At 67.6% G+C, this 25,018-nt stretch carries 19 protein-coding genes; 7 read left to right on the top strand and 12 right to left on the bottom strand.

Annotated features, from left to right (window positions below; all coding sequences use genetic code 11):
• Positions 1–6: 6 nt before the first annotated feature.
• The 5 genes from A5732_RS25050 to glgP all read right to left on the bottom strand — a co-directional run bounded on the left by A5732_RS25050 (position 7) and on the right by glgP (position 8,878).
• Positions 7–903 carry a DegV family protein gene (locus A5732_RS25050; RefSeq protein WP_139334615.1) on the bottom strand — a complete coding sequence of 299 codons (897 nt, stop codon included), beginning with the start codon at positions 901–903 and terminating at the stop codon, positions 7–9.
• On the bottom strand, positions 863–1,765 hold the full coding sequence (locus tag A5732_RS25045; protein ID WP_076052361.1) for a DegV family protein: 903 nt from the start codon (positions 1,763–1,765) through the stop codon (positions 863–865). Before A5732_RS25045 ends, A5732_RS25050 begins: the two co-directional genes overlap by 41 nt.
• Positions 1,758–2,675 (bottom strand): DegV family protein, encoded by a 918-nt coding sequence (locus A5732_RS25040; protein ID WP_076103577.1) that lies wholly within the window; start codon positions 2,673–2,675, stop codon positions 1,758–1,760. The genes A5732_RS25045 and A5732_RS25040 overlap by 8 nt, the downstream gene beginning before the upstream one ends.
• Positions 2,668–5,949, bottom strand: coding sequence for an MFS transporter (locus A5732_RS25035; protein ID WP_081389509.1), 3,282 nt, complete (start codon positions 5,947–5,949; stop codon positions 2,668–2,670). The genes A5732_RS25040 and A5732_RS25035 overlap by 8 nt, the downstream gene beginning before the upstream one ends.
• A gap of 286 nt (positions 5,950–6,235) precedes the next feature.
• Complete coding sequence (glgP, locus tag A5732_RS25030; protein ID WP_076103576.1) at positions 6,236–8,878, bottom strand: alpha-glucan family phosphorylase; 2,643 nt, start codon at positions 8,876–8,878, stop codon at positions 6,236–6,238.
• A 227-nt stretch (positions 8,879–9,105) separates the two neighbouring features.
• Between glgP and A5732_RS25025 the strand changes: the two genes are divergently transcribed.
• Positions 9,106–11,199 (top strand): alpha-1,4-glucan--maltose-1-phosphate maltosyltransferase, encoded by a 2,094-nt coding sequence (locus A5732_RS25025; RefSeq protein ID WP_216351591.1) that lies wholly within the window; start codon positions 9,106–9,108, stop codon positions 11,197–11,199.
• A gap of 23 nt (positions 11,200–11,222) precedes the next feature.
• A complete protein-coding gene (glgB, locus tag A5732_RS25020; protein WP_076052366.1) occupies positions 11,223–13,418 on the top strand; it encodes a 1,4-alpha-glucan branching protein GlgB in 2,196 nt (731 codons plus the stop codon).
• Between the two features lie 4 nt (positions 13,419–13,422).
• On the opposite strand, the gene A5732_RS25015 is transcribed toward glgB, so the two are convergent.
• A complete protein-coding gene (locus A5732_RS25015) occupies positions 13,423–14,337 on the bottom strand; it encodes a tetratricopeptide repeat protein (RefSeq protein WP_076052367.1) in 915 nt (304 codons plus the stop codon).
• A gap of 180 nt (positions 14,338–14,517) precedes the next feature.
• Positions 14,518–15,699 (bottom strand): acetyl-CoA C-acetyltransferase, encoded by a 1,182-nt coding sequence (locus A5732_RS25010; protein ID WP_076052368.1) that lies wholly within the window; start codon positions 15,697–15,699, stop codon positions 14,518–14,520.
• Between the two features lie 78 nt (positions 15,700–15,777).
• On the opposite strand from A5732_RS25010, the gene mce reads away from it, so the two are divergent.
• Positions 15,778–16,245 carry a methylmalonyl-CoA epimerase gene (mce, locus tag A5732_RS25005; RefSeq protein ID WP_007773907.1) on the top strand — a complete coding sequence of 156 codons (468 nt, stop codon included), beginning with the start codon at positions 15,778–15,780 and terminating at the stop codon, positions 16,243–16,245.
• 10 nt (positions 16,246–16,255) lie between these two features.
• Here mce and A5732_RS25000 read toward each other — a convergent pair whose 3' ends face one another.
• Positions 16,256–16,564 (bottom strand): hypothetical protein, encoded by a 309-nt coding sequence (locus A5732_RS25000; protein WP_076052369.1) that lies wholly within the window; start codon positions 16,562–16,564, stop codon positions 16,256–16,258.
• Between the two features lie 23 nt (positions 16,565–16,587).
• Positions 16,588–17,259, bottom strand: coding sequence for an endonuclease NucS (nucS, locus tag A5732_RS24995; protein WP_076052428.1), 672 nt, complete (start codon positions 17,257–17,259; stop codon positions 16,588–16,590).
• A gap of 45 nt (positions 17,260–17,304) precedes the next feature.
• Here nucS and A5732_RS24990 point away from each other — a divergent pair, with 45 nt between their 5' ends.
• A complete protein-coding gene (locus A5732_RS24990; protein WP_076103574.1) occupies positions 17,305–18,924 on the top strand; it encodes an adenylate/guanylate cyclase domain-containing protein in 1,620 nt (539 codons plus the stop codon).
• A gap of 55 nt (positions 18,925–18,979) precedes the next feature.
• Here A5732_RS24990 and A5732_RS27430 read toward each other — a convergent pair whose 3' ends face one another.
• Positions 18,980–19,141 (bottom strand): hypothetical protein, encoded by a 162-nt coding sequence (locus A5732_RS27430; RefSeq protein WP_170880008.1) that lies wholly within the window; start codon positions 19,139–19,141, stop codon positions 18,980–18,982.
• Between the two features lie 242 nt (positions 19,142–19,383).
• On the bottom strand, positions 19,384–20,619 hold the full coding sequence (locus tag A5732_RS24980) for an MFS transporter (RefSeq protein ID WP_249266721.1): 1,236 nt from the start codon (positions 20,617–20,619) through the stop codon (positions 19,384–19,386).
• Between the two features lie 89 nt (positions 20,620–20,708).
• Here A5732_RS24980 and A5732_RS24975 point away from each other — a divergent pair, with 89 nt between their 5' ends.
• Complete coding sequence (locus A5732_RS24975; RefSeq protein ID WP_076103573.1) at positions 20,709–21,623, top strand: LysR family transcriptional regulator; 915 nt, start codon at positions 20,709–20,711, stop codon at positions 21,621–21,623.
• Positions 21,624–21,663: 40 nt separating this feature from the next.
• Here the strand turns inward: A5732_RS24975 and A5732_RS24970 are convergent, their stop codons facing one another.
• Positions 21,664–22,737: a GGDEF domain-containing protein gene (locus tag A5732_RS24970; protein ID WP_076052374.1), complete on the bottom strand. Its 1,074-nt coding sequence runs from the start codon at positions 22,735–22,737 to the stop codon at positions 21,664–21,666.
• Positions 22,738–22,960: 223 nt separating this feature from the next.
• Here A5732_RS24970 and A5732_RS24960 point away from each other — a divergent pair, with 223 nt between their 5' ends.
• Positions 22,961–24,448 carry a DNA-3-methyladenine glycosylase 2 family protein gene (locus A5732_RS24960; protein ID WP_076103572.1) on the top strand — a complete coding sequence of 496 codons (1,488 nt, stop codon included), beginning with the start codon at positions 22,961–22,963 and terminating at the stop codon, positions 24,446–24,448.
• On the top strand, positions 24,445–24,936 hold the full coding sequence (locus A5732_RS24955; RefSeq protein WP_076103571.1) for a methylated-DNA--[protein]-cysteine S-methyltransferase: 492 nt from the start codon (positions 24,445–24,447) through the stop codon (positions 24,934–24,936). Before A5732_RS24960 ends, A5732_RS24955 begins: the two co-directional genes overlap by 4 nt.
• Positions 24,937–25,018: the final 82 nt, after the last annotated feature.

Genomic DNA, 25,018 nt, shown 5'->3' with positions numbered 1-25,018 from the left:
GATCGGTCACCTCAACGCCGATCCTGGAAGTCCGCCGACCACCAGCGTGCCCGGTCCGACGTGCGTTGCCACCACCGGTCCGACCTCGGAGACGAATTCCGGCTCGGTGCCGAACTCGGTTCCCAACCGGTCGACTAGCGTCTGCGCGTCATCAGGAGCGTGGACATGCTGGACGAACCACCGGTCGGCGCCCGCCGCGCGTCGCTGGCGCATCAGCTCGACCAGCCGCTCGACGCCGCGCCGACGCGTGCGCACGCGTTCGACGGCCTTGAGCTCCGATTCGATCGCCAGGATCGGCTTGAGGTCGAGCGCCGACCCGACCCATGCGGCCACACTGCCCACCCGGTTGCTTCGGCGGAGGTATTCGAGCGTATCCACCAGACCCCAGCCCTTGACTTCCTGACGGGCCTGCCGCACTCGCTCGATAACGCCCTCCGGGTCGGCTCCCCCGGCGGCGGCACGCGCAGCCACCAGCGCCTGGAGTCCAAGGTGGCCGCCAAAGCCGGCCGAGTCGATCACCGTGACCCGCGCGCCTCGGTCGCCCTCTAGCTTTGCGGCTGCCTGCCGAGCCATCGAGCAGGTCTCGGACACGCCAGAGGAGATGAGCACCGAGACAACGGCGGCGTGCTGCTGCAGCAGCCGGTCAAAGGCCGCGACGAAATCGTCGATGGTAGGCGCCGACGTCGTCGCTATGTTCTTTGACGCGTCCAACTCCGCATAGAACCGTCCGAAATCACCGTCGAACTCCGACTCACGCAGCGGGCCGAAACCGACGTCGTAATACTGTGAGACAACGGTGATTTCGAATTTGTCGACGAGCGCACGCGGCAGGTAGCCGGTGCTGTCGGTAACCACAGCGACATCAGCCATACGCACCCTCCAACGCCGCGCCTGGGAGACCACCGACCGTCACCATCCCGGGACCGGTATGAGTTGCGAGTACCGGCCCGACCTCAGAGATGAACTCCGGCTCGGTGCCGAACAGCGCGGCGAGACGCTCGGCCAGTCGCCGCGCGTCCTCGTGCGCATAGGCGTGTTGGACGAACCATCGATCGGCGCCCACCGCGCGGCGCTGTCGCATCAACTCAACCAACCGCTCGACCCCGCGCTTGAACGTGCGCACACGTTCGACGGCCTTCAACTCCGATTCGACCATCAAGATCGGCTTGAGGTCGAGCGCCGATCCGATCCATGCAGCCGCGGTGCCGACTCGGCCGCCGCGCCTCAGATACTCGAGCGTGTCGACCAGGACCCATTGCCTGACCTCCTGGCGCGCCCGGCGCGCCTGCTCGGTCACGCCCTGTAGGTCGGCCCCTGCCGCCGCGGCACGCGCCGCCGCCAGCGCCTGACAGCCCAGGTGGCCGGCCACGCCGGCCGAATCGAACACCACTATCCGCTCGCCGTCCACCCGCGCCGCCGCCTCCCGGGCGAACTCGCACGTCGGGGAGAGGTTTGAGCCAAGCATGACGGCGACCACGGCGCTGTGCTGCTGCAGCAGTCGCTCATACGTCGCGACGAAATCCTCGACGGTAGGCGGCGACGTCGTCGCCACCGTCTTCGACGCGTCCAGCTCGGCAAAGAACCGCGCCCAATCACCGTCGAAGTCCGACTCGCGCTCCCCCCGGCCGGGCAGCTCGTGACCGCCGGTGGGCGACGCCGCGCCAGTGATGTCGTAATAAAGCGACACCACCGTGATGTCCAGGCTCTCGACCAGCGCCCGCGGCAAGGCACAGGTGCTGTCGGTGACCACGGCGACGTCAGCCATATGCACCCCCCAACGCCGCGCCGGGAAGACCACCGGCCGACAACGCTCCCGGCCCGGTATGCGTCGCGACTACCGGGCCGACCTCGGAGACGAACGCAGGCTCAGAGCCGAATACTTTGGCAAGGCGCTCGGCCAGCCGCTGCGCGTCCTCGTGCGCATACGCGTGTTGGACGAACCAACGATCGGCGCCCACCGCGCGGCGCTCCCGCATCAGCTCCACCAACCGCTCGACAGCGCGCCTACGCGTCCGCACACGTTCGACCGCCTTGAACTCCGATTCGATCAACAAGATCGGCTTGAGGTCGAGTGCCGATCCGAACCATGCGGCCGCGCCGCCGATCCGGCCGCTGCGCCGCACATACTCAAGCGTGTCAAGAACGAACCATTGCCTGACCTCCTGGCGCGCCCGCCGCATCGCGGCGATCACTCCTGCGCTGTCTTCCCCCGCGGCGGCAGCCCGCGCCGCCGCCAGTGCCTGAACACCCTGGTGGCCGCCCGTGCCAGCCGAGTCGGTCACCTCCACCCGCTCGCCACCCCGGCCCTCAGACTCCAGCCGTGCGGCTGCCTGTCGGGCGATCGAGCAGGTCCTGGAAATGCCTGAGGAGATCAGCACGCAGACGACGGCGCTGTGCCGCTGCAGAAGCCGGTCAAAGACCTCGACGAAATCCTCGACGGTAGGCGGCGACGTCGTCGCCACTGTCTTCGACGCGTCCAGCTCCGCATAGAACCGTCCGAGATCACCGTCGAATTCCGATTCGCGCAGCCCGCGGCCAGGCACATCGTGACCGCCGCCTGGCGACGCGTCGCCGCTGACGTCGTAATACAGCGCCACAACCGTGATGCCGATTTTGTCGACGAGTGCAGCGGGCAAGTAGGCGGTGCTGTCGGTGACCACCGCGACGTCAGCCACCGACCACCTCCATGATCCGCGGCAACGCTTCACGCGTCGCGACCCGGCCCGCCTCGCGGGCGCGGTCAATCTGATGCCACTCCAGGAATCCGATACTGCTGGTGTCGGGGTGGATCGCGAGGTCGGCGCGTTCCAGAACCGCCGTTGATGCCATCGCGCTACCGATCGTCATCGTGCGCATGAGCGTGTCGACGACATTAGGCACCCGCGGCGAGCGCGGCAGCCTCGTAGCGGAGACGGGGGTCGCCTGCTGACCGGTGCCGATGCTCACTGCGATCAGTGGGCCCTCGTGTCGAGCCAGCGTCATTACCGGCAGGTTGTCGAGCACACCGCCATCGACGTGTAGCGCCCCGTTGTAGACGACCGGTGCATACAAACCCGGGACCCGCAGGGAGCAGCCGACGACATCGGCGAGCGGACCTCGTCGATGCACGACGGCCCGGCGCGCCAGCAGATCGACGCTGACACAACGGAATTCCTTCGGCAATTCCTCGACTAGCTGTCCACCGAAGACGCTCTCCAGAGCGCCCAGGGTGCGCCGCCCCCGGATCAGTCCCTTGCTCGGCAGCGTGTAGTCGCTTGTCGGGTTGCTGCGAATGAAGTACTCATACATATTCGCGTCGACGGCGGCCGCATCCTTACCGGTTGCCGCGAGCGCGGCGATGATCGCCCCCATACTGGTCCCGGCATAACGGTCGACGGCCACTCCCGCCGCTTCCAGCTCGTCCAGCACCCCAAGGTGCGCAAAAGCTCGCGCTGCCCCGCCGCTGAGGACCAGGCCGACCGAGCGCCCCGCGATGCGCGCTGCGAGCGGTCGCAGATCGGCGGTCGCGTGCCCGGCGCGGACTGTATGCACCGAGCGCGGCGTTATCAATTCCTCCCACAGGTGCCGGTGTTCCCGGGCTGCGGGTGGTCCGGCGAGGACTAGGTCGGCGCCGGCCGCACGCGCCGGCAGCGGTGCCACCGGTGGCGCCGGATGCGCCGCCACCAGAACCACGCGATCGGCCGACCGCAAGCAGAAATCACGCCAGTCCGCATCATCGGCTGCCGCGTGCAGCACCACCTTGTCCGCCACCCGCTCGGCGCGGTCCAACCCGTCGCGGTCTACACGGCCCGGGTCCACCACCTGTAGCCGGCCCGACAGCGCGGTGACCAATTCGGCAGCCACCAGCGATACGGGCGCAGCGACGTCGACGCCGACGATCGCAACGACCGCCTCCGGTGTCGCAGCCCGCGGCACCGCGGGCGGCGGAGCCTGGTGTAGCCGCGTGGCCAGCACCCGGACCATTGCTTCCAGGACGCCCGAATCGGCAATGCTTTGAAATTGGGTTTTGGTGAGCCGGATCAGCGTCGAGTCGCGCACCGCGCGAATCGACGCGGAGCGGGGCGCATCGATCAGCAATCCCAGCTCGCCGACGACCTCGCCGCGGCCCAATTCCGTTGTTACGACGTCATTCTGGAGCACCTGCAGTCGGCCGTTTCGCACGACGTACAGGCAATCGGACGCCTCGCCCGCGTGAAAGAGATACGACCCCGCCTCCAGCTCGACCTGCTCGGCGTGCTCTCGCAGCTCCGCCAGAGTGATCGGGTCAAGGCCGGCAAACAGCGGCAGAGCGCCGAGCGGGTCGACCTCACCGTCTGCCGCCGGCCGAATCTCGGCGGGTAGCGACACGACCCCCGGCGCCGACCGCGATCCCGGCGAATCCAATTGCGGAGGGGGTTCGGACTCCCCTGCAATCGCCTCGACGTGGCGGGTGCGGCCCAACAACACACCACCGATAGCGACCAACGCAAAGCAGACCGCGGCCAGCACCCAACCTCGTCGCAAGGTCTCTTCGGTGGCGCCGTGAGCCGGCGTTCCGACCACAATCACCAACAACGCGATGCCGATCACGGCTCCGAGCTGTCGCGTGCTGCTGACTACCGCCGACGCGGTGGCATAGCTGCCGCCTGCGGCCAGCCCAGTCAGGGCGGCGCTGCCAAGCATTGGCAGCGTGGCCCCGACCCCGATGCCCTGCAGCATTTGGCCGGGCAACCACTGCCCGAGGAAATCGGGCTTGGAGCCGACGCGTTCGATGTACCACAGCAGGCTGCCTGTCCAGATCAGCGCGCCGGCGATGATGATGAGGCGGTAACCGTGCCGGTCGGCGACGCGGCCTAGTACCGCGGCGACGACAGCCGCGACGAACGCGGCAGGTGCCACCGCCAGGCCCGCGCGTAGCAAGTTGTAACCCCACACGTAGTTGAGGAACAGGACATGGGTCAGCAGGTAGGCGTAGAACCCCGCGCTGGCGATCAACGTCAAGGTATTGCCCGCCGTGAACGACCGGATGCGCAGAAACGCGGGCTCTATCAACGGGGTTGGATGCCTCCGCGAACTCATCAGGAATCCGAGCATCGCGACCACTGCGGCGAGGAATGACCCGATGGTTGCCGGGCTGACCCAGCCCCAGTCCGGGCCCTTGACCAACCCGAGGGTCAGGCAACCGAGCCCGGCGGCCAGCAAAGCCGCGCCCCGTAAGTCGGGCACGCGACGTCGTCCCGAGGCGCGGCTCTCGACCAGGCCGCGTCGAGCCACCATCACGGCCACAGCGCCAAGCGGCAGATTGACCAAGAAAACCCAGCGCCAACTCGATGCCTCAACGAGAGCACCACCGATTGGCGGCCCGAGACCCGATGCGATTGCGGCTGCCGCGCCCCAAAGGCCGACGCCATGTGCGCGGCGGGCCTCGTCGAAACTTTCGACGACGAGCGCCAGGGACGCCGGCACCAGGACCGCCGCTCCGATGCCTTGCAGCACCCGGAAGGCGACCAGCTGGCCGACTGTGTCGGCGGCCGCGCACAACGCTGACGCGGCGGTGAACAACACCACGCCGTAGATAAACATCCGCTTGCGGCCAAGCAGGTCAGCAATCCTGCCGCCGGCCACGAGGAACGCGGCGAAGGCAATGTTGTAGGCGTTGAGCACCCACGACAGGCTGCTGATGTCGCTGCTGTGGAAGTAGCGCTGGATGGCCGGGAAGGCAATGTTGACGATCGTGGAGTCGAGGAATGCGAGGAAGGCGCCGAAAGCCGCGACCAGCAGCACTGCCGTCGGGGAGGGCTGCCGGCGTCGAGTGAGCGGGGCGGGGGGTCGGCCCGTCCGGAGACGTCTGCGGCTCACGCCGGTGTCTGGATCAAGGACTCTGCCGGCCGGGCCATCCCCGTTCGTCGTCGCGCGCTCTGCAGTGCGCCTCGGGGTAGTCCGGGCTGTGACAGCAATTCTGTGCGTCATGGCGCACCTCCACTGTGAGGCAGTTGCGACTCTGACCGCGTCGCAATTGTCGCTCAAGCGCCCGTGCTGAGTTCGAAAATCTCCTAATTACTGTTGTGAAAATTAACAAGCGCCGGCCGACGCGCGGCTGAGCACGGCTCCTATCCGGCCGGCACCACTGGATACCTCACGTTGCCCTCAACGCCGCCGAGCGGCGCCAGCCGCGACTGGTCGCGAAAACCGTTGCGCGCGAGCCCAATACATCACGTTGACCGCGCTTCACCGACTTTGGCTCGTTGTCGAGCAGTTAGGCCAGCGTGACCAGGCCGAGCTCGTTGCTGGCGGCCAGCATCGGGTTGCGCGGCAGCACGCGCACGGTGTAGCCGACCGATCCCGCCAGCGGCAGCGGGGTCGTCGTCGAAAAGACCTGGTTGCCGCCCTCGGCGGTGCCGGTGTAGGACATCTCGACGGTGATCGGGTCCAGCAGCGCATCGCTGGAGTCGACGCGGCCCACCAGCGCCTGGACGGTGACCTCGTCGGGCGCCAGGCCGGCCAGTTGCACGGTGGCGGTCAGGGTCAGCTTGGAGCCGAGCACGGGGCTGTCCGGCAGGCCGGTGCTGTCTACGTCGGTGATGACGATCTTGGGCCAGGCATCGTGGGCGCGCCGGCGGTAGGCGGCCAGCTCACGGGCGGCGCCGAACTCGCCGCCGCCCCCCGCGTCGTCGGCGGGTGCGATCGTCTTGCGCAGCGACTGCGCGGCGGGCGTGTAGTACTGCTCGACGTAGTCGCGCACCATGCGCGACGCCAACACTTTCGGACCGAGCGTCTGCACCGTGTGGCGCACCATTTCGATCCAGCGCGGCGGCACGCCGTGTTCGTCGCGTTCGTAGAACTTCGGGGCCACAGCCTCTTCCAGCAGTGTGTAGAGCCCGCTGGACTCCAGGTCGTCGCGCCGGTCCTCGTCGGCCACGCCGTCGGCAGACGGTATCTCCCAACCGTTTTCGCCGTCGTACCATTCGTCCCACCAGCCATCGCGGATGGACAGGTTCAGCCCGCCGTTGAGTGCGCTCTTCATTCCCGAAGTGCCACAAGCCTCCAACGGCCGCAGCGGGTTGTTCAGCCACACGTCGCAGCCCCAATACAGCAGCCGCGCCATGGACATGTCGTAGTCGGGCAGAAACGCGATGCGGTGGCGCACCGCGGGCCGGTCGGCAAAACGCACCACCTGCTGGATCAGCGCCTTGCCGCCGTCATCGGCCGGGTGCGACTTCCCGGCGACGATCAACTGGATCGGCCGTTCCGAGTCGAGCAGCAGCTGTTCCAGCCGATCCGGATCACGCAGCATCAGCGTCAGCCGCTTGTAGGTCGGCACCCGCCGAGCGAACCCGATGGTCAGCACCTCAGGGTCGAATGCCGTTGCGATCCAACCTAATTCGGCGTCTGAGGCGCCCCGTTCCAGCCAGGAGCGACGTAGCCGCTGCCGGACGTCGTCGACTAGCAGGGACCTCAGCTGCGAGCGGATCCACCACAGGTGGCCCGCGTCAACCTGCTTGAGGCGCAGCCAAACCCCCGGATCGCTGAACGAATCCGACCCGGCCAGCTCACGACCCAGCTGCAGCCACTGCGGCGCCGCCCACGTGCGCGCGTGAACTCCGTTGGTGATCGAGCCGATCGGCACCTCACTCGCGTCGAAGCCGGGCCACAGTTCGTTGAACATCGACCGGCTCACCCGGCCGTGCAGCGACGACACACCGTTGGCGCGCTGGGCCAGCCGCAGACCCATGTGCGCCATGTTGAACTTGGTGGGGTCGTCCTCGGCGCCGAGCGCCAGGATGCGGGCCGTCGGCACGCCGGGCAACAACACCGGCGTGCCATCAGAGGTCGCGGCCTTCTCGCCGGATTCCGCCTCATCGCCGGCATGGTCGTCGAAGTACAGCCGCACCATCTCGATGGGGAACCGGTCGATGCCGGCCGGCACCGGGGTGTGGGTGGTGAACACCGTGCTGGAGCGCACCACGGTCAGCGCGGTGTCGAAGTCCAATCCCGGACCGGTCATCAACTCGCGGATGCGTTCCGCTCCGAGGAAACCCGCGTGGCCCTCGTTCATGTGGAACACCTCGGGTGCGGGTAGGCCGTGGATGTCGGTGAAGGCACGGATCGCCCGCACCCCGCCGATGCCGGCCAGGATCTCCTGCCTCATCCGGTGTTCCTGGTCGCCCCCGTACAGCCGGTCGGTGACGCTACGCAGATCGTGCTCGTTCTCCGGGACGTCGGAATCCAGCAACAACAGCGGAACCCGGCCCACCTGCGCGACCCAGATGCGGGCGTGCAGCTGCGCGGAGTCGGGCAGCATCAGCTCGACCAGCGCGGGCTCGCCGGTCGCATCGGTCAACAGCCGCAACGGCAGGCCCTGCGGGTCCAGCGACGGGTACGTCTCGTTCTGCCAGCCGTCGGCGGTCAGCGACTGGCGGAAGTAGCCGGACCGGTAGTAGAGCCCCACCGCCACCAGCGGCACGCCCAGATCCGACGCGGACTTCAGGTGGTCGCCGGCGAGGATGCCCAAGCCACCGGAGTAGTTGGGCAGCACTTCGGCGATGCCGAACTCCATCGAGAAGTAAGCGACCGCGGCCGGCATTTCGGCGCCCTGCTCCTGCCGCTGCTGGTACCACAGCGGGCGGCTCAGGTAATCGTTCAGATCGGCGGTCAGCGCGTCGAGCCGGCCCAGGAAAGCCTCGTCCATCGCAAGCTCGTCGAGCCGCGCCGGATTCACCGCGCCCAGCAACGCCACCGGATCGCTGCCGCACCGCTCCCAGAGCTCGGGGTCGATGGTCGCGAAAAGCTCCTGGGTGGGTTTGTCCCACGACCACCGCAGGTTGGTCGACAGCTGGTCCAGCGCGGTCAGGCGCTCCGGAAGGTGAGCACGGACGGTAAACCGGCGGAGGGCTTTCACGCGTTCCTACCTTACTGAGGTTCCCGGCCCGCGCACTGCGGCGGGAAGGGCCGCTTTTCCCCGCCGGTGTGTGACCGAAGACTAGGGTGGGTATCGGGTAGTTATCGGGGTCGCAACGATGCTTCCCCACACAGAAATTTTCCCCACGACAGGAAGTTTCCCGACGAGCGGCATTCCGCACGGAGCACACCGCGGGATCGGCCGCACACAATCGGAACGGAGTGGTGGTGCCCGGTCGTGTCGAGATCGATAACGTCCAGCCGGTCGTTTCCTGTGGCGCGTATCCCGCGAAAGCCGTGGTCGGCGAAGTGGTGCCGGTCAGCGCCGCGGTATGGCGAGAAGGCCACGAGGCGGTCGCGGCGACCTTGGTCGTGCGCTACCTCGGGCCCGGCTATCCGCAGGTAACCGAGACGCGTCGCGTCAAGGCGGTTCAGGCCCCGGAAAAGCCGGTGACCGAACGCGACGGCAAGGTGGACCAGCAACGGATCAAACCGCTGCTGCTGCCGATGACGATGGGCCTGGAGCCATACGTTTTCCATGGTCAGTTCACCCCCGATCAGGTCGGGTTGTGGACGTTCCGGGTCGACGGGTGGGGCGACCCGATTCATTCGTGGCGCCACGGGGTGATCGCCAAGCTGGACGCCGGTCAGGGCGAGACCGAACTGTCCAACGATCTTCTGGTCGGTGCGGGACTGTTCGAGCGCGCGGCGACGGGCGTGCCGCGCGCACTGCGCGAACCGCTACTGGCCGCCGCAACCGCGTTGCGCAAGCCAGGCGACCCGGTGACCCGGACCGCGCTGGCGCTGGGACCGGCGATCGAGGAAATCCTGGCCGACTACCCGTTGCGCGATCTGGTCACCCGGGGTGAGCAGCACGGCGTCTGGGTGGACCGGCCACTGGCCCGGTTCGGCTCCTGGTACGAGATGTTTCCCCGGTCGACCGGCGGGTGGGACGCCGAGGGCAACCCCGTGCACGGCACCTTCGCCACGGCCGCCGCCCAGCTTCCGCGCATCGCGGCAATGGGATTCGACGTGGTCTACCTGCCGCCCATCCACCCGATCGGCAAGGTACATCGCAAGGGCCGCAACAACTCCCCCACCGCCGCCCCCGGAGATGTGGGATCGCCCTGGGCGATCGGCAGCGACGAGGGCGGCCACGATGCCGTGCATCCGGATCTGGGCACCATCGACGACTTCGACGCCTTCGTCGCCGCGACGCGCGAGCTGGGCATGGAGGTGGCGCTGGACCTGGCGCTGCAGTGCGCACCCGATCACCCCTGGGCGCGCGACCATCGCAACTGGTTCACCGAATTGCCCGACGGCACCATCGCTTACGCGGAAAACCCGCCGAAGAAATACCAGGACATCTATCCGATCAATTTCGACAACGACCCGGCCGGCCTCTACGACGAGGTGCTGCGGGTGGTCCGGCACTGGATGGACCACGGCGTCAAGTTCTTTCGCGTCGACAACCCGCACACCAAGCCGCCGGACTTCTGGGCCTGGCTGATCGCCACGGTCAAGGCCATCGACCCCGACGTGCTGTTCTTGTCCGAGGCCTTCACGCCGCCCGCCCGGCAGTACGGCCTGGCCAAACTGGGGTTCACCCAGTCCTACAGCTACTTCACCTGGCGCACGGCGAAGTGGGAGCTGACCGAATTCGGCAACGACATCGCCAACCTCGCCGACTTCCGCCGGCCCAACCTGTTCGTCAACACCCCCGACATCCTGCACGCGATCCTGCAGCACAACGGGCCCGGCATGTTCGCCATCCGCGCGGTGCTGGCGGCGACCATGGGGCCGGCGTGGGGCGTGTACTCGGGCTACGAACTGTTCGAACACCGAGCGGTGCGCGAGGGCAGCGAAGAGTACCTGGACTCGGAGAAGTACGAGTTGCGGCCCCGCGATTTCGCGGGCGCGCTGGCCGAAGGCCGGTCGCTCGAGCCATTCATCACGCAGCTCAACGCAATTCGCCGGCTGCATCCCGCCCTGGAGCAGATGCGCACGATCCATTTCCACAGCGTGGACAACGAGGCATTGCTCGCCTATTCCAAGTTCGACCCGGCGACCGGCGACTGCGTGTTGGTGGTGGTGACGCTCAACGCGTACGGCGCCGAGGAGGCGACACTGTTTTTAGATATGGCCGCTTTGGGTATGGAGCCATACGAGCGCTTTTGGGTGCGCGACGAGATCACCGGCCAGGAATTCCAATGGGGCCAGGCCAATTACGTCCGGCTCGACCCCGGGCAGGCGGTCGCGCACATCATCAACATGCCACTCATACCGCATGAAGCACGAATGACACTGCTACGCAGGCGATGAAACGGACCGGAGGTGAAAGGGACATGAGCCAAGCCGACCAACTCGCTCGGACACACTTGGCGCCCGATCCGGCCGACCTGTCGCGCCTGGTCGCTGGCACCCACCACAACCCCCACAGCATTCTGGGCGCCCACGAATACGGTGATCACACCGTCATCCGGGCGTACCGGCCGCACGCGGCCGAAGTCGTCGCGCTGGTCGGTGACGACCGCTTCCCGATGCAGCACATCGAATCCGGCCTCTTCGCCGTCGTGTTGCCGTTCGTCAACCTGATCGACTACCGGCTGCAGATCACCTACGAGGGTGCCGAGCCGCACGTCATCGCCGACGCGTACCGCTTCCTGCCGACGCTGGGCGAGGTCGACCTGCACCTGTTCGGGGAGGGACGCCACGAGCGGCTCTGGGAAGTCCTTGGCGCACATCCCCGCTCGTTCACCACGGCCGACGGTGTGGTGAACGGCGTGTCGTTCGCGGTGTGGGCGCCAAACGCCAAGGGCATCAACCTGATCGGTGAGTTCAACGGTTGGACCGGCAGCGAAGCCCCGATGCGGGCCCTGGGCTCATCGGGTGTCTGGGAGCTGTTCTGGCCTGGGTTCCCCATCGACGGGCTGTACAAGTTCCGCGTGCACGGCGCCGACGGCGTCGTGACCGAGCGGGCCGACCCGATGGCGTTCGCCACCGAGGTGCCGCCGCACACCGCCTCGCGGGTCACGCGCAGCCAGTACACGTGGGAAGACGCCGCCTGGATGACCGAACGCGCGCAGCGCAATCCGGTGTTCGAGCCGATGAGCACCTACGAGGTTCACCTGGGTTCCTGGCGTCCCGGGCTCAATTACCGGCAGTTGGCCCGTGAACTGACGGATTACGTGGTGGAACACGGGTTCACCCACGTCGAGCTGCTGCCGGTCGCCGAGCACCCGTTCGCCGGATCGTGGGGCTACCAGGTGACGTCGTACTACGCACCGACGTCGCGCTTCGGCACGCCGGACGAGTTCCGCGCCCTGGTCGACGCCTTGCACCGGGCCGGCATCGGCGTGCTGGTGGACTGGGTGCCGGCGCACTTCCCCAAGGACGCGTGGGCGCTGGGCCGGTTCGACGGCACGCCGCTCTACGAGCACTCCGACCCGAAGCGCGGCGAGCAACTCGATTGGGGCACTTACGTATTCGACTTCGGTCGCCGGGAGGTCCGTAACTTCCTGGTAGCCAACGCGCTGTTCTGGCTCGAGGAGTTCCACATCGACGGCCTGCGGGTGGACGCGGTCGCGTCGATGCTCTACCTGGATTACTCACGCCCCGAAGGCGGCTGGACCCCCAACATCTACGGCGGCCGCGAGAATCTGGAGGCCGTGCAGTTCCTGCAGGAGATGAACGCGACGGTGCACAAGACCGCCCCGGGCATCGTCACCATCGCCGAAGAGTCAACCTCGTGGCCCGGGGTGACGCGGCCGACCAACCTTGGCGGCCTGGGCTTTTCGATGAAATGGAACATGGGCTGGATGCACGACACGCTCGACTACATCAGCCGCGATCCGATCTATCGTAGTTTTCACCACCACGAGATGACGTTCTCGATGCTCTACGCGTTCAGCGAGAACTACGTGCTGCCGATCAGCCACGACGAGGTGGTGCACGGCAAGGGCACGCTGTGGGGCCGGATGCCGGGCAACAATCACGTCAAGGCGGCCGGTCTGCGTAGCCTGCTCGCCTACCAGTGGGCGCACCCGGGCAAGCAATTGCTGTTCATGGGACAGGAATTCGGGCAGCGTGCCGAGTGGTCCGAGGAGCGCGGCCTGGATTGGTGGCAGCTCGACGAGCAGGGGTTCTCCAACGGGGTCCTGCGCCTGATCGGCGACATCAACAACATCTATCGCAGTCACCCGGCGTTGTGGAGCCAGGACACCGTGCCCGACGGCTACTCCTGGATCGACGCCAACGACTCGGGCAACAACGTGTTGAGCTTCCTGCGCTATGGCAAGGACGGCTCGGTGATGGCATGTGTGTTCAACTTCGCCGGCGCCGAGCACGGCGGATACCGACTGGGCCTGCCGTCGGCCGGTCGCTGGCGCGAGGTGCTCAACACCGATGCGACCGCCTACAACGGTTCGGGGATCGGCAACATGGGCGGCGTGGACGCCACCGAGGACCCGTGGCACGGCCGGCCGGCGTCGGCGCTGCTGGTGCTGCCGCCCACGTCGGCGCTGTGGCTCGAGCCCGAGTAAGGCGTCAGTACAGCGCGTTGGCGAGGTTGCGCCGTCCGGCGACAACCTCGGGATCGGCCGGGTCGAACAGTTCGAAGAGCTCGACCAGCCGGGTCCGCACCAAAGTGCGGTCGTCCCCGGATGTGCTGCGCACCAAGGCAATCAGGCGATCGAAGGCGGCGCCGACATCCTGATTGAGGATCTGGACGTCGGCCGCCGCCAGGGCGGCTTGGATGTCACCGGGCGCGGCGTCGGCGACGGCGACGGCGTCCGGGCGTTGCGCGGTTGCGCGCGTGAGGAATTCGATCTGGCGAATCGCGCCCTTGGCTTCGGCGTTGGCCGGGTTGGCGTCCAGGATCGACTGGTACGACGCCTTGGCCGCCTCGAAGTCGCCGTCTTCCAGCTGTTGCCGCGCCGCCGCCACCTCGGGGTCGACCTCCTCGGGCTCGCCGGAACCCGTTGCGCCCTTGAGCTTTCCGGCGGTCGCCGAGAGGATCTGATCCAACCAGCCGCGCAGCTGTTCGGCCGGCTGCATTCCCTGGAAACTCGATATCGGCTGGCCGGCGGCCAGCGCCACCACCGTCGGGACCGCGTCGACACCGAAGATCTGCGCGACCCGGGGCGCGACATCGACGTTGACCGTCGTCAACGACCACTTGCCGTTGTCCTGGGCCGCCAGGCCGGCGAACGTGTCGAGCAGCTGGACACACGCGTCGCTGCGCGGTGACCACAGCAGCACGACGACGGGCACTTCCTCGGACCGCAGCAGCACCTCGGCCTCGAAGTTGGCCTCGGTGACCGCGATGATCCCGGTGTCACCCTCGGCCGCCGACGGCGCGGGTCCTCCAGGAGGGCCCGCGGGCTGGGGCCGCTGCTTGAGAGCGGAGAGATCGACCGCACCAGCCAGGGCGGGGCCGATAGAAGGTCGCGGACGTGTCACGCCGTCAAGTTTGTCATGCGGATGGGCTACCCATCCACCCGGTCACGGCGGCACTCAGACCGCGACTCCACCCGGCGAAAAAGCTCACCGAAAGGGGTCGTGATCGGCAAATATGACGAAGATCACAATCCGACATCGGCGCGTCGTGCCAGCAACGTCGGCGACGGCCCCGAGCTCTGGCTAACCGGCGCGCAGAATCAGGGCGTCGCCCTGCCCGCCGGCACCGCACAGCGCCGCCACGGCGTATCCGGAGCCGCGTCGTGACAACTCCAGGGCGGCATGCAGCGTGATCCGCGCCCCGGACATCCCGATGGGGTGCCCGACCGCGATCGCGCCGCCGTTGACGTTGACGAGGTCGGGGTTCACGCCCAGTTCGCGGGTCGACGCCAGCGCCACCGCGGAAAACGCCTCGTTGATCTCGATCACGTCGAGCTGGTCGACGGAGATGCCCTCACGGCCGAGCGCCTTCTTGATCGCGTTCGCCGGCTGCGACTGCAGGGTGGAGTCCGGTCCGGCCACCACGCCGTGCGCGCCGATCTCGGCCAGCCAGCTCACCCCCATTTCCTGGGCCTTGGCCTTGCTCATCACCACGACGGCGGCCGCGCCATCCGAGATCTGCGAGGCCGAACCGGCGGTGATGGTGCCGTCGCGGCGGAATGCCGGCTTGAGGCCGGCCAGCGATTCGGCGGTGGTGTTGGCGCGGATGCCCTCGTCCTCGGTGAACTGCAGCGGATCACCTTTGCGCTGCGGGATGTTGACCGGCACCACCTCGTCGGTGAAGACGCCGTCCTTCCAGGCCGCGGCCGCCTTCTGGTGGGACCGCGCAGCGAACTCGTCCTGCTCCTGCCGGGTGAATTTGTCGACGTCGTTGCGCTGCTCGGTGAGCGCGCCCATCGGCTGGTCGGTGAACACGTCGTGCAGGCCGTCGTAGGCCATGTGGTCCAGCACCGTCACGTCGCCGTACTTGTAGCCCGAGCGGCTGTCCATCAGCAGGTGCGGCGCCTTGGTCATCGACTCCTGGCCGCCGGCCACCACCACGTCGAACTCCCCGGCGCGAATGAGCTGGTCAGCCAGCGCGATGGAGTCGATGCCGGACAGACACATCTTGTTGATTGTCAGCGCCGGAACGTCCCAGCCGATGCCGGCCGCGACGGCCGCCTGGCGCGCCGGCATCTGGCCGGCCCCGGCGGTCAGCACCTGGCCCATGATCACGTAGTCGACCGCGGTGGCCGGCACATTGGCCTTTTCCAGCGCGCCCGCGATCGCGATGGCCCCCAGATCGCTGGCGGAAAAGTCCTTCAGCGAACCCATCAGCTTGCCGATGGGGGTCCGTGCTCCAGCAACGATCACCGACGTCGTCATGACAATCTCCTAACCCTGCGCCGACGGCCGGTCCGGCCTCCCGGGGAAGCGCAATCTTTGCCGCCAGGTTACCGTTATGTGATGACGACCGATCAAGTTGACGCCCGTCAGATCCTGGCCACCTCACTGGTGACGGCGATCGATCACGTCGGCATCGCAGTCGCCGACCTGGACGCCGCCATCGCCTGGTACCACGACACCCTCGGCATGATCCTGGTGCACGAGGAAGTCAACGAGGAGCAGGGAATCCGCGAAGCCATGCTGGCTGTGCGCGGCGCCCCGGCGGGTACCGCACAGATCCAGTTGATGGCCCCGATCGACGAGTCCTCGACGATCGCGAAGTTCCTCGACAAGCGCGGTCCGGGCATCCAGCAGATGGCCGTTCGGGTGAGTGACCTCGACGCCTTGGTCGAGCAGCTCCGCGAGCAGGGCGTGCGCCTGATCTACGATGCACCCCGCCGCGGCACGGCAAACTCCCGGATCAACTTCATCCACCCCAAGGACGGCGGCGGAGTTCTGATCGAACTCGTCGAACCGGCCGCCTGAGACCGGTTATTCACGACCACTTCCTGGTTGGACCGCGGGTAGCGCGGTGCGCCCAGCACGGCGTGTGCCAATGCCGGCGGTCCTCGATCTGACCGGGGCCTCCGCCGAGCGTCGAATCGATTGGCCACACCACCAGATGTGCTGAGCCGGAGCGTATTTCGTGATCGCAGCCGGGGCACCGATAGGTCTTGACCGCGCCGGCCGCCGGGACGGGACGGACTTCGTACTCGTGACCATCGGGCCCGAGCTCCACCCGGCGCAGTGCCGGCCGCGGCGCCAAGGGCCGCTGCCGGCGTGGCGGGGTACGGCGCCGAGCCATCCGATCAGTTTAGTGGCGGACCCTCAGAACAGCCGGTATTCGTCGCTGTCCATCCCGCGCATCTTGTCGTAATCCAATGTCAGACAACGGATCCCGCGATCGGTGGCGAGTGTGCGGGCCTGCGGTTTGATCTGTTGCGCGGCAAACACGCCTTTCACCGGCGCGAGCACCGTGTCGCGGTTGAGCAGCTCCAGATAGCGGGTGAGTTGTTCGACGCCGTCGATCTCGCCGCGTCGCTTGATCTCCACCGCCACCGAGCCACCGAGTTCGTCACGGCACAGCAGGTCGACGGGCCCGATGGCGGTCATGTACTCGCGGCGAACCAGCGTGTATCCCTCACCCAGCAGCTGCACGTGCTCGGCGAGCAGCGCCTGCAGGTGCGCCTCGACGCCGTCCTTGACCAGCCCGGGGTCGACGCCGAGCTCGTGGCTGGAGTCGTGTTCGATGTCCTCGACGGTGATGCGCAGTTGTTCGCCGGCTTTGTTCTCGACCACCCACACCGGAGACTCATCGCCGGGCTCCTCGGTCAGCCAGCACGGCGGGCTCATCCAGTTCAGCGGCTTGTAGGCGCGGTCGTCGGCGTGCACACTGACCGATCCGTCGGCCTTGAACAGCAGTAACCTGCGGGCCGAGGGCAGATGCGCGGTGAGCCTGCCGACGTAGTCAACGGTGCATTGAGCGATCACTAGGCGCACCCGATTCACCTTAGAGCGTGCCCGACAACATAGGCTGACGCCACCATGTCGGCCCACCGTTCCGTGGCACAGCGAATAGGCCGGGTGCTCGAGCGGATCACCCGTCAGAGCGGCCGTCTGCCGGCGACGCCCGCGTACGGCTCCCTGCTGCTCGGACGGGTGTCGGAAAGCCAGGGACGGCGACGGATACGCATCCAGATCATCATGACCGTTCTGGTTCTGGGAGCGAACCTGATCGGGATCGGCGCGGCGGTGGTGTTGGTAACCGTTGCCATCCCGGTACCGAGCATTTTCGCCGATGCGCCGGCCTGGATCACGTTCGGGGCCATGCCGGCATACGCAACCCTGGCCCTCGCCCTGGGCACCGTATGGATCACCCGCAGGACCGTCCTTGCCTTGCGCTGGGCGATCGAGGAGCGCACCCCGACTGCCGAGGACGAGCGCAACACGTTCATCGCCCCGTGGCGGATCGCCTTGGTCGACCTCGTCTTGTGGGGGACCGGGGCGGTGCTTTATTCGGTCCTCTACGGCATGGTCAACACGATGTTCATCCCCCGTTTCCTGGTCGGGGTGAGCTTCTGCGGCGTCCTCGTGGCCACCGGCAGTTACCTGCTCGCCGAGTTCGCATTGCGTCCTGTGGCGGCTCAGGCGCTCGAGGCGGGTCCGCCGCCGCGGCGGCTGGCGTCGGGGATCATGGGCCGAACAATGACGGTGTGGTTCCTCGGTTCGGGCGTGCCGGTCATCGGCATCGCGCTGCTGGCGCTGTTCGAGGTATGGCTGAACAATCTCACCCAAACCGAGTTCGCGGTCGGTGTGCTGATCGTGTCGTCGGCCGCCCTGATTTTCGGATGCGTCCTGATGTGGATCCTGGCCTGGCTGACCGCGACGCCGGTGCGAGTGGTGCGCGCGGCACTGCAGCGGGTGGAGCGCGGCAATCTACGTGGCGATCTCGTGGTGTTCGACGGAACCGAGCTCGGGGAGCTGCAGCGAGGCTTCAACCGCATGGTTGACGGGCTTCGTGAGCGCGAACGGGTGCGCGACCTGTTCGGCCGCCACGTGGGGCGCGAAGTGGCGGCGGCCGCCGAACGCGAGCGCCCCGAACTGGGCGGCGAAGAACGCCACGTGGCCGTCGTCTTCATCGACATCGTCGGGTCCACCCAACTCGTGACGAGCCGGCCGCCTGCCGATGTGGTCGCGGTGCTCAACCAATTCTTCGGCATCGTCGTCGAGGAAGTGGACCGCCGCCGCGGGCTGGTGAACAAGTTCGAAGGCGATGCGACGCTTGCGATCTTCGGAGCGCCCAATCGTCTCGATTCTCCGGAGGACGAGGCGCTGATTGCCGCGCGGTGCATTGCCCAACGACTGGCCAATGAAATGTGTGAGCTCTCGGCCGGCATCGGTGTGGCGGCGGGTCAAGCCGTCGCCGGAAACGTCGGTGCCAGGGAACGTTTCGAGTACACGGTGATCGGTGAACCGGTCAACGAGGCGGCCCGGTTGTGCGAGCTGGCTAAGTCGCAATCGAGCCGGCTGCTCGCGACGGCCGACGCCATTGAGCGCGCAGGTGAAAACGAGCGGGCGCGTTGGTCTTTGGGCGACACCGTGACCCTGCGCGGGCACGAGCGTCCGACCCGACTGGCGTCGCCGGTCGACCCGTTCGATGATTGATACCGAGTCGAAATGGGTACAGCGACAAAGAACTTGACCCCTCAGAGATTGGCTTTTACATGACCGGTAGTGGAACTGCCCGCCGTGTTTCGGTCGCCGCGGGGATCGCCGTGGCGATTGCCTTGAGTTCGTTGTCCGCGGGATGCTCGAGCAACAACAACAAGAGCCCCAGCACCTCGACCGTGACCACCACCGTCACGACGCCGGCGAGCGTCACGACGACGGCTCCGACGGCACCGGGGACCGGCGGTCCGGGTGGCGGTGGACCCGGCGTCGGGCAGGGTGGCGCCACCACCGCCGGTCCTGGCGGATCGGGCGCCGGCGCCGGACCGGGTGGGGCCAGTGCGGGTGTGCCGGGCGCCGGAGCTTCCGCGGGACCGGGCGGCGCGGGTGCATGCGCCGGGGGCGCGTGCGTCGGGACGCCTCCCGGCTGATACCGGGGCTAGCGCGGCGGGTTGGTCACCGAGCGGTGGCCATCGACCCGGCGAAGCTTTTGGCGCGGGATCCGTTCTCCCGCACCAACAGTGCGACGAGCAGCGAGCCGGCCACGAGCAGCCCGCCGACAAACCACGCCGTCGCCCGCCAGCCGCCAACGCCGTAGACGAGACCTCCCAGCGCGCCGGCCACCGACCCGCCCAGGTAGTAACTGAACAGGTACAGCGCGGACGCCTCGGCGCGGTCCCGGTGCGCGACCGCACCCACCCAGCCACTGGCAACGGTGTGTGCGGCGAAGAATCCACCGGTGAACACACCCACACCGATGACGATCACGGCCAACGCGTGCGGGACGGTGAGCAGCAGGCCGGTCACGGTGATCGGCAACGCGGCGCCCAGCACGAACCAGCGCCCCCTGCGGTCCGCGAGCCGCCCCGCCACGACCGACGTCCAGGTGCCCACGAGGTACAGGACGAACAGCAGGCCGGCCACCGAGGGCGCCAATCCGAAGGGCTGCTCAGTCAGCCGGTAGCCGAGGTAGTTGTACACCGTGACGAATCCCCCCATCAGTACCGAGCCCAACGCAAACAGCTTCAGCAACACCGGGTTTCGCACATGCGCGACAAGGTTGTGCACGGTGGCCCGCACGCTCGCCGCCTTCGGGGTGAAAAATTGCGACCTGGGCACCAGCAGCGCGAACACGGCCGTGCCGGCCAGTGTCGTCGCGGAGCACGCCAGCAGCGCGACCCGCCAATTGCTGACGTCGACGACAAGCGCGGGCACGATCCGTCCGGCCAGCCCGCCCACCGTGGTCCCCGCAACGTAGCAGCCCATCGCCGAACCGAGCGAGGAGGCGTGCACCTCCTCGGCGAGGAAGGCCATGGCGACCGCGGGTATGCCGGCGAGCGCCACGCCATGCAGCGCGCGTCCGGCGAGTAGCACGCCGAGCGTGGGGCTCAACGGCAGCAGCATCCCGATGACGCTGGACGCTATCCCCGAGGCGAGCATCACGGTGGTGCGCCCGTACCGCTCGGACAGCACGCTCGCCGGGATGATCGAGAGCGCCAACATTCCCGTCGTCAGTGAGACCGTCAACGCGGCGGTGGCCGGGGTGATCCGATAACTCGCCGACAACGCCGGCAGCAGGGCCTGCGTGCAGTACATCGCGGCGAAACTGGCCAGGCCGGCGCCGTACAGCGCGGCGGTCATTCGCCGGTATCCCGTGGTTCCGGCTTGATGCGCGACGGCGGCCTGAGGCATGGCAATGATGCTTCGTGCCGCGGCGCCTAAAAGGAAATGAATTATTTCGCGGTTTATGATGCATAAAGCGCATAAGCAAAGGTGACAGGATGGCGGACGGTGACTACGAGTGGTTCATCACACTCGCGGAGCTGCAGCACGTCACGTCGGCGGCCGAGCAGCTTCATGTCGCGCAGCCGACGCTGACCCGGATGCTGGCGCGCCTGGAACAGCAGGTGGGGGTGTCGCTGTTCGATCGCCACGGCAGGAGGCTGTCGCTCAACACCTACGGCCGGATCTTCTACGAGCACGCCCGGCGGGCCCAGCTGGAGCTCGATTCGGCCAGGCGCGCGATCGATGACCTGACGAATCCGGCCGTCAGCGAGATCCGGTTGGCCTTTCTGAGTTCGTTCGGGTCAACCGTGGTGCCGCGCTTGATCGCGACATTCGGGGAGTCCTCCCCGCGGGTGACGTTCACGCTCGAGGAGGGGGCCGCGGAATCGATCGGCGATCGGGTGCAGTCCGGCGTCGTCGACATCGGAGTGGTGTCACCGCGCCCGCGCAAACGAACTCTGGCCTGGCGCAGCCTGTTTCGTCAGCGCCTCGGTGTCGCCGTGCCGGACGATCAACGATTTTCGGGCGTTGCGGCGGTATCCATGACCGATCTGGCCGACGAACCGTTCGTGACCATGCACCCCGGATTCGGCATGCGTCGACTGCTCGACGAGCTTTGCGCCGCAGCGCAATTCCGGCCCCGGATCGGCTTGGAAGCACCGAATCTCACGACGGTCGCGGGCCTGGTCGCCGCCGGACTTGGCGTCAGCCTGGTGCCCATCGACGGCAGCGAGTACGCACCGGGCGTGCGCGTGCTGCGCCTGGCCGACGCCGACGCCTACCGCGATGTGGGCATGATCTGGAATTCCGATCGGCCACTGTCTCGCTCGGCACGGGACTTCATCGCGGCCGCCGCGGCCGTAGAGCACCACGAGATGCGGCCCCGGACAATCCCTCCCGCGGGGCGGTAGAGCGCGGCGTCGTGACCGTGGCGGGGATGCGAGCGTCGGCTCAGACAGCGATCTGGTGATGGCGGGTCTGGTTTCCCCCACACCGCTTCGCTTCGTACATCGCGGCGTCGGCGTGGGCGACCAACTGGTGAAACGCATGCTCGGCATATTCCGAGACGACGCTGCCCAGCGCCAGGGTGGCGATTCCGACGCTGGCGGTCACCGCCGCGTTCACCGCGGCCACCGCGTCACAGAGCTGTCGGCCCCAGGACGGCAGCTGTTCGGTCGTCACGATGTCGGCGACCAGGAATTCCTCCCCGCCGACCCGGCCGACGACGGAGGTCTCGCCGCATGCGGTCGTCAGCGTGTCCGCCACCGCGATGAGCGCCTCGTCGCCGGCGGCATGCCCGTGGGTGTCGTTGAGCTCTTTGAAGCGGTCCAGATCAAGCATGGCCACCGCCAGATGCATGTTGTTGGCGCCGGCGAGCATCCGGCCCACGATCGCCCGGTCGCAGGCCCTCCGATTCAGCAGTCCGGTCAGCGGGTCGCGGTTGGCGCGTAGCAGGTCGAGCCACAGCGCCCGCACCACGACTTGGATGGCGAGCGGGACGACCACGTTGAGTTCCAGCACCAGGAAGTAGCCGGTGAAGGCCAGCACGGCCTGTCCGGTAGCGGCCAGGCGCACCGCTTGCCAGGCCGCGATCGCGCAGGCCATGACGAAGTTCAGCGCCATGAGCCTGGCCGTGTGGAAGAACGCGATGTAGCCGCCCGTCACCGCCATGGCCGAACATGCCATCAGCCCGACGAGTGGCTGCGGTTGCCACAGGCAACCGCCGCCGATGGATACGGCGCCGGTCATGATGTAGAAAACGGACTGGCGCCGGGTGGGCCACCCGCTCAGCCACAGCGCCGCCATGCCCAGGCCCAGGATGGCGGCGACGACCGAAACCGTCAGCGCCACACGCGGATACATCGGTGCGGGTCCGTACAAAACGTTGACCGGCACCAGCACCAGGGAGGCCGCCACCACGGCCAGAACCCTGCGGGTGGGGGTGCTGAGCCCGTGAGCCTGCAAATAGCCTGTCAGCCAGTCGAAATGGTCGTCTTGGCCCCACCAAGTCGCCAGCCACGTCATTCGTTCGCCTTTCCCCGAACTCGCTCACCCCGTCGAGTCACACCACCAGAGTCAGTGAGCCGGATCACAGTAAATACCATTGGGGGCGGTAAAAATCTCGAATCGACGAGAAAGGGCGCCGGATGGCGAGCCGCCCCACGCCCGATTCGTCGCCTCAGGCCCATCCCACGACGATGTCGCTTTTCCGCCAGTTTTGTCGGTCGGCGGGTGTAAGTCTTGAAGCGTGCATGACGACTTCGAACGCTGCTACCGCGCCGTCCAGTCCAAGGACGCGCGGTTCGACGGCTGGTTCGTCACCGCGGTGCTGACCACCCGCATCTACTGCCGACCCAGCTGCCCGGTGCGGCCACCATTCGCCCGCAACGTGCGCTTTTACCCGACGGCGGCGGCCGCTCAGCGGGCCGGCTTTCGGGCCTGCAAGCGGTGCCGCCCCGACGCGTCCCCGGGATCTCCGGAATGGAATGTGCGCGGCGACGTCGTGGCGCGAACGATGCGCCTGATCGCAGACGGGACGGTGGACCGGGAAGGCGTCGCTGGCCTGGCCGCCCGCCTCGGTTACACGACCCGGCAGCTGGAGCGGCTGTTACAGGCCGAGGTCGGCGCCGGCCCACTCGCACTGGCCCGCGCGCAACGGGCGCAGACCGCCCGGGTGTTGATCGAGACCACGGACCTGCCATTCGGCGACGTCGCCTTCGCCGCCGGTTTTTCCAGCATCCGCCAGTTCAACGACACCGTTCGCTCGGTCTTCGAGAACACACCGAGCGCGCTGCGCCAACGCGCGACGACACGTTCCGCATCTGTCCCGAATTCGCCTGGCACCGTGTGCCTTCGGCTCCCGGTGCGCACACCCTTCGCCTACGCCGGTGTGTTCGGTCACCTGGCGGCGGGCACGGTGCCCGGCTGCGAGGAGGTCCGTGACGGCGCGTACCGGCGCAGTCTGTGCCTCCCGTTCGGCAACGCGATCGTCACCCTGACCCCAGCCGTCGATCACGTCCGGTGCGTGCTCGTGCTCGACGACTTCCGTGATCTGACAACGGCTATCGCGCGCTGCCGCCGCCTGCTGGACCTCGATGCCGATCCCGAAGCGGTGGACGAGTCGCTGGCCGGGGACGCGGAGTTTTGCGCCGTCGTGGCCAATGCGCCGGGGCAGCGGATTCCCCGCACCGTCGACGAAGCCGAACTCGCGGTGCGCGCGGTGCTGGGCCAGCAGGTGTCCACCAAGGCGGCGAGCACCCACGCGGGCCGCCTGGTCGCCGCCTACGGGCAGCCGATCAATGATCCCGAGGGAACGTTGACGCACACCTTCCCGTCCGTTGAGCAGCTCGCGGACATCGACCCTATCCACTTGGCGGTGCCCAAGTCCCGGCAACGGACGCTGAGCGCTCTGGTCGCCGGCCTCGCCGACGGCAGTGTGGTGCTGAGCGCCGGCTGCGACTGGGACACTGCCCGAACGCAATTACTCGCCTTGCCCGGCGTGGGTCCCTGGACCGCGGAGGTGATCGCTATGCGCGGCCTCGGCGATCCCGACGCGTTCCCCGCCAGCGATCTGGGCTTGCGCCTGGCCGCCGAACAGCTGGGCTTGCCGGCCGACGAGCGCTCCCTCGTCGCCCGCAGTGCGCAGTGGCGACCCTGGCGTTCCTACGCCACCCAATACCTCTGGACCACCCTCGAGCATCCGGTAAACCATTGGCCGCCACAGGAGGTCGCATGACCGAGTACCGCACCATCGACAGCCCGATCGGGCTGCTGACCCTGGCCGGTCACGGCTCGGTGCTGACGAATCTTCGAATGGTCGATCAGACCTACGAACCGAGCCGCAGCGATTGGTCGCCGAACCCGCAGGCTTTCGGCGAGGCCGTCGAGCAACTCGGCGCGTATTTCGCCGGCGAGCTGACGAATTTCGATGTCGAGCTCGACCTGCGAGGCACCGAATTTCAGCGCCGAGTGTGGCGGGCGCTGCTGACCATTCCGTACGGCGAAACCCGCTCGTACGGTGAAATCGCCGAGCAGATCGCAGCGCCGGGCGCCGCCCGTGCCGTCGGGTTGGCCAACGGCCACAACCCGATCGCCATCGTCGTTCCCTGCCATCGCGTCATCGGCGCCAACGGAAGTCTCACCGGCTTCGGCGGTGGGCTGCAACGCAAACGCACCCTTCTGGATCTGGAAACGGCCCGCAGCTGCGCAACACTGTTCGATTGACCGCAGGGGCGTGGTGATCCACGTTCGGTACGGGAATTCACGGTGACCCGCGCTTCCTTTTGCCAGGTCCGTCGAACGGCGC

Source organism: Mycobacterium colombiense, assembly GCF_001953985.1.
Lineage (GTDB): Bacteria > Actinomycetota > Actinomycetes > Mycobacteriales > Mycobacteriaceae > Mycobacterium > Mycobacterium colombiense_B.
This window is presented reverse-complemented; position numbering and strand designations above follow the sequence as displayed.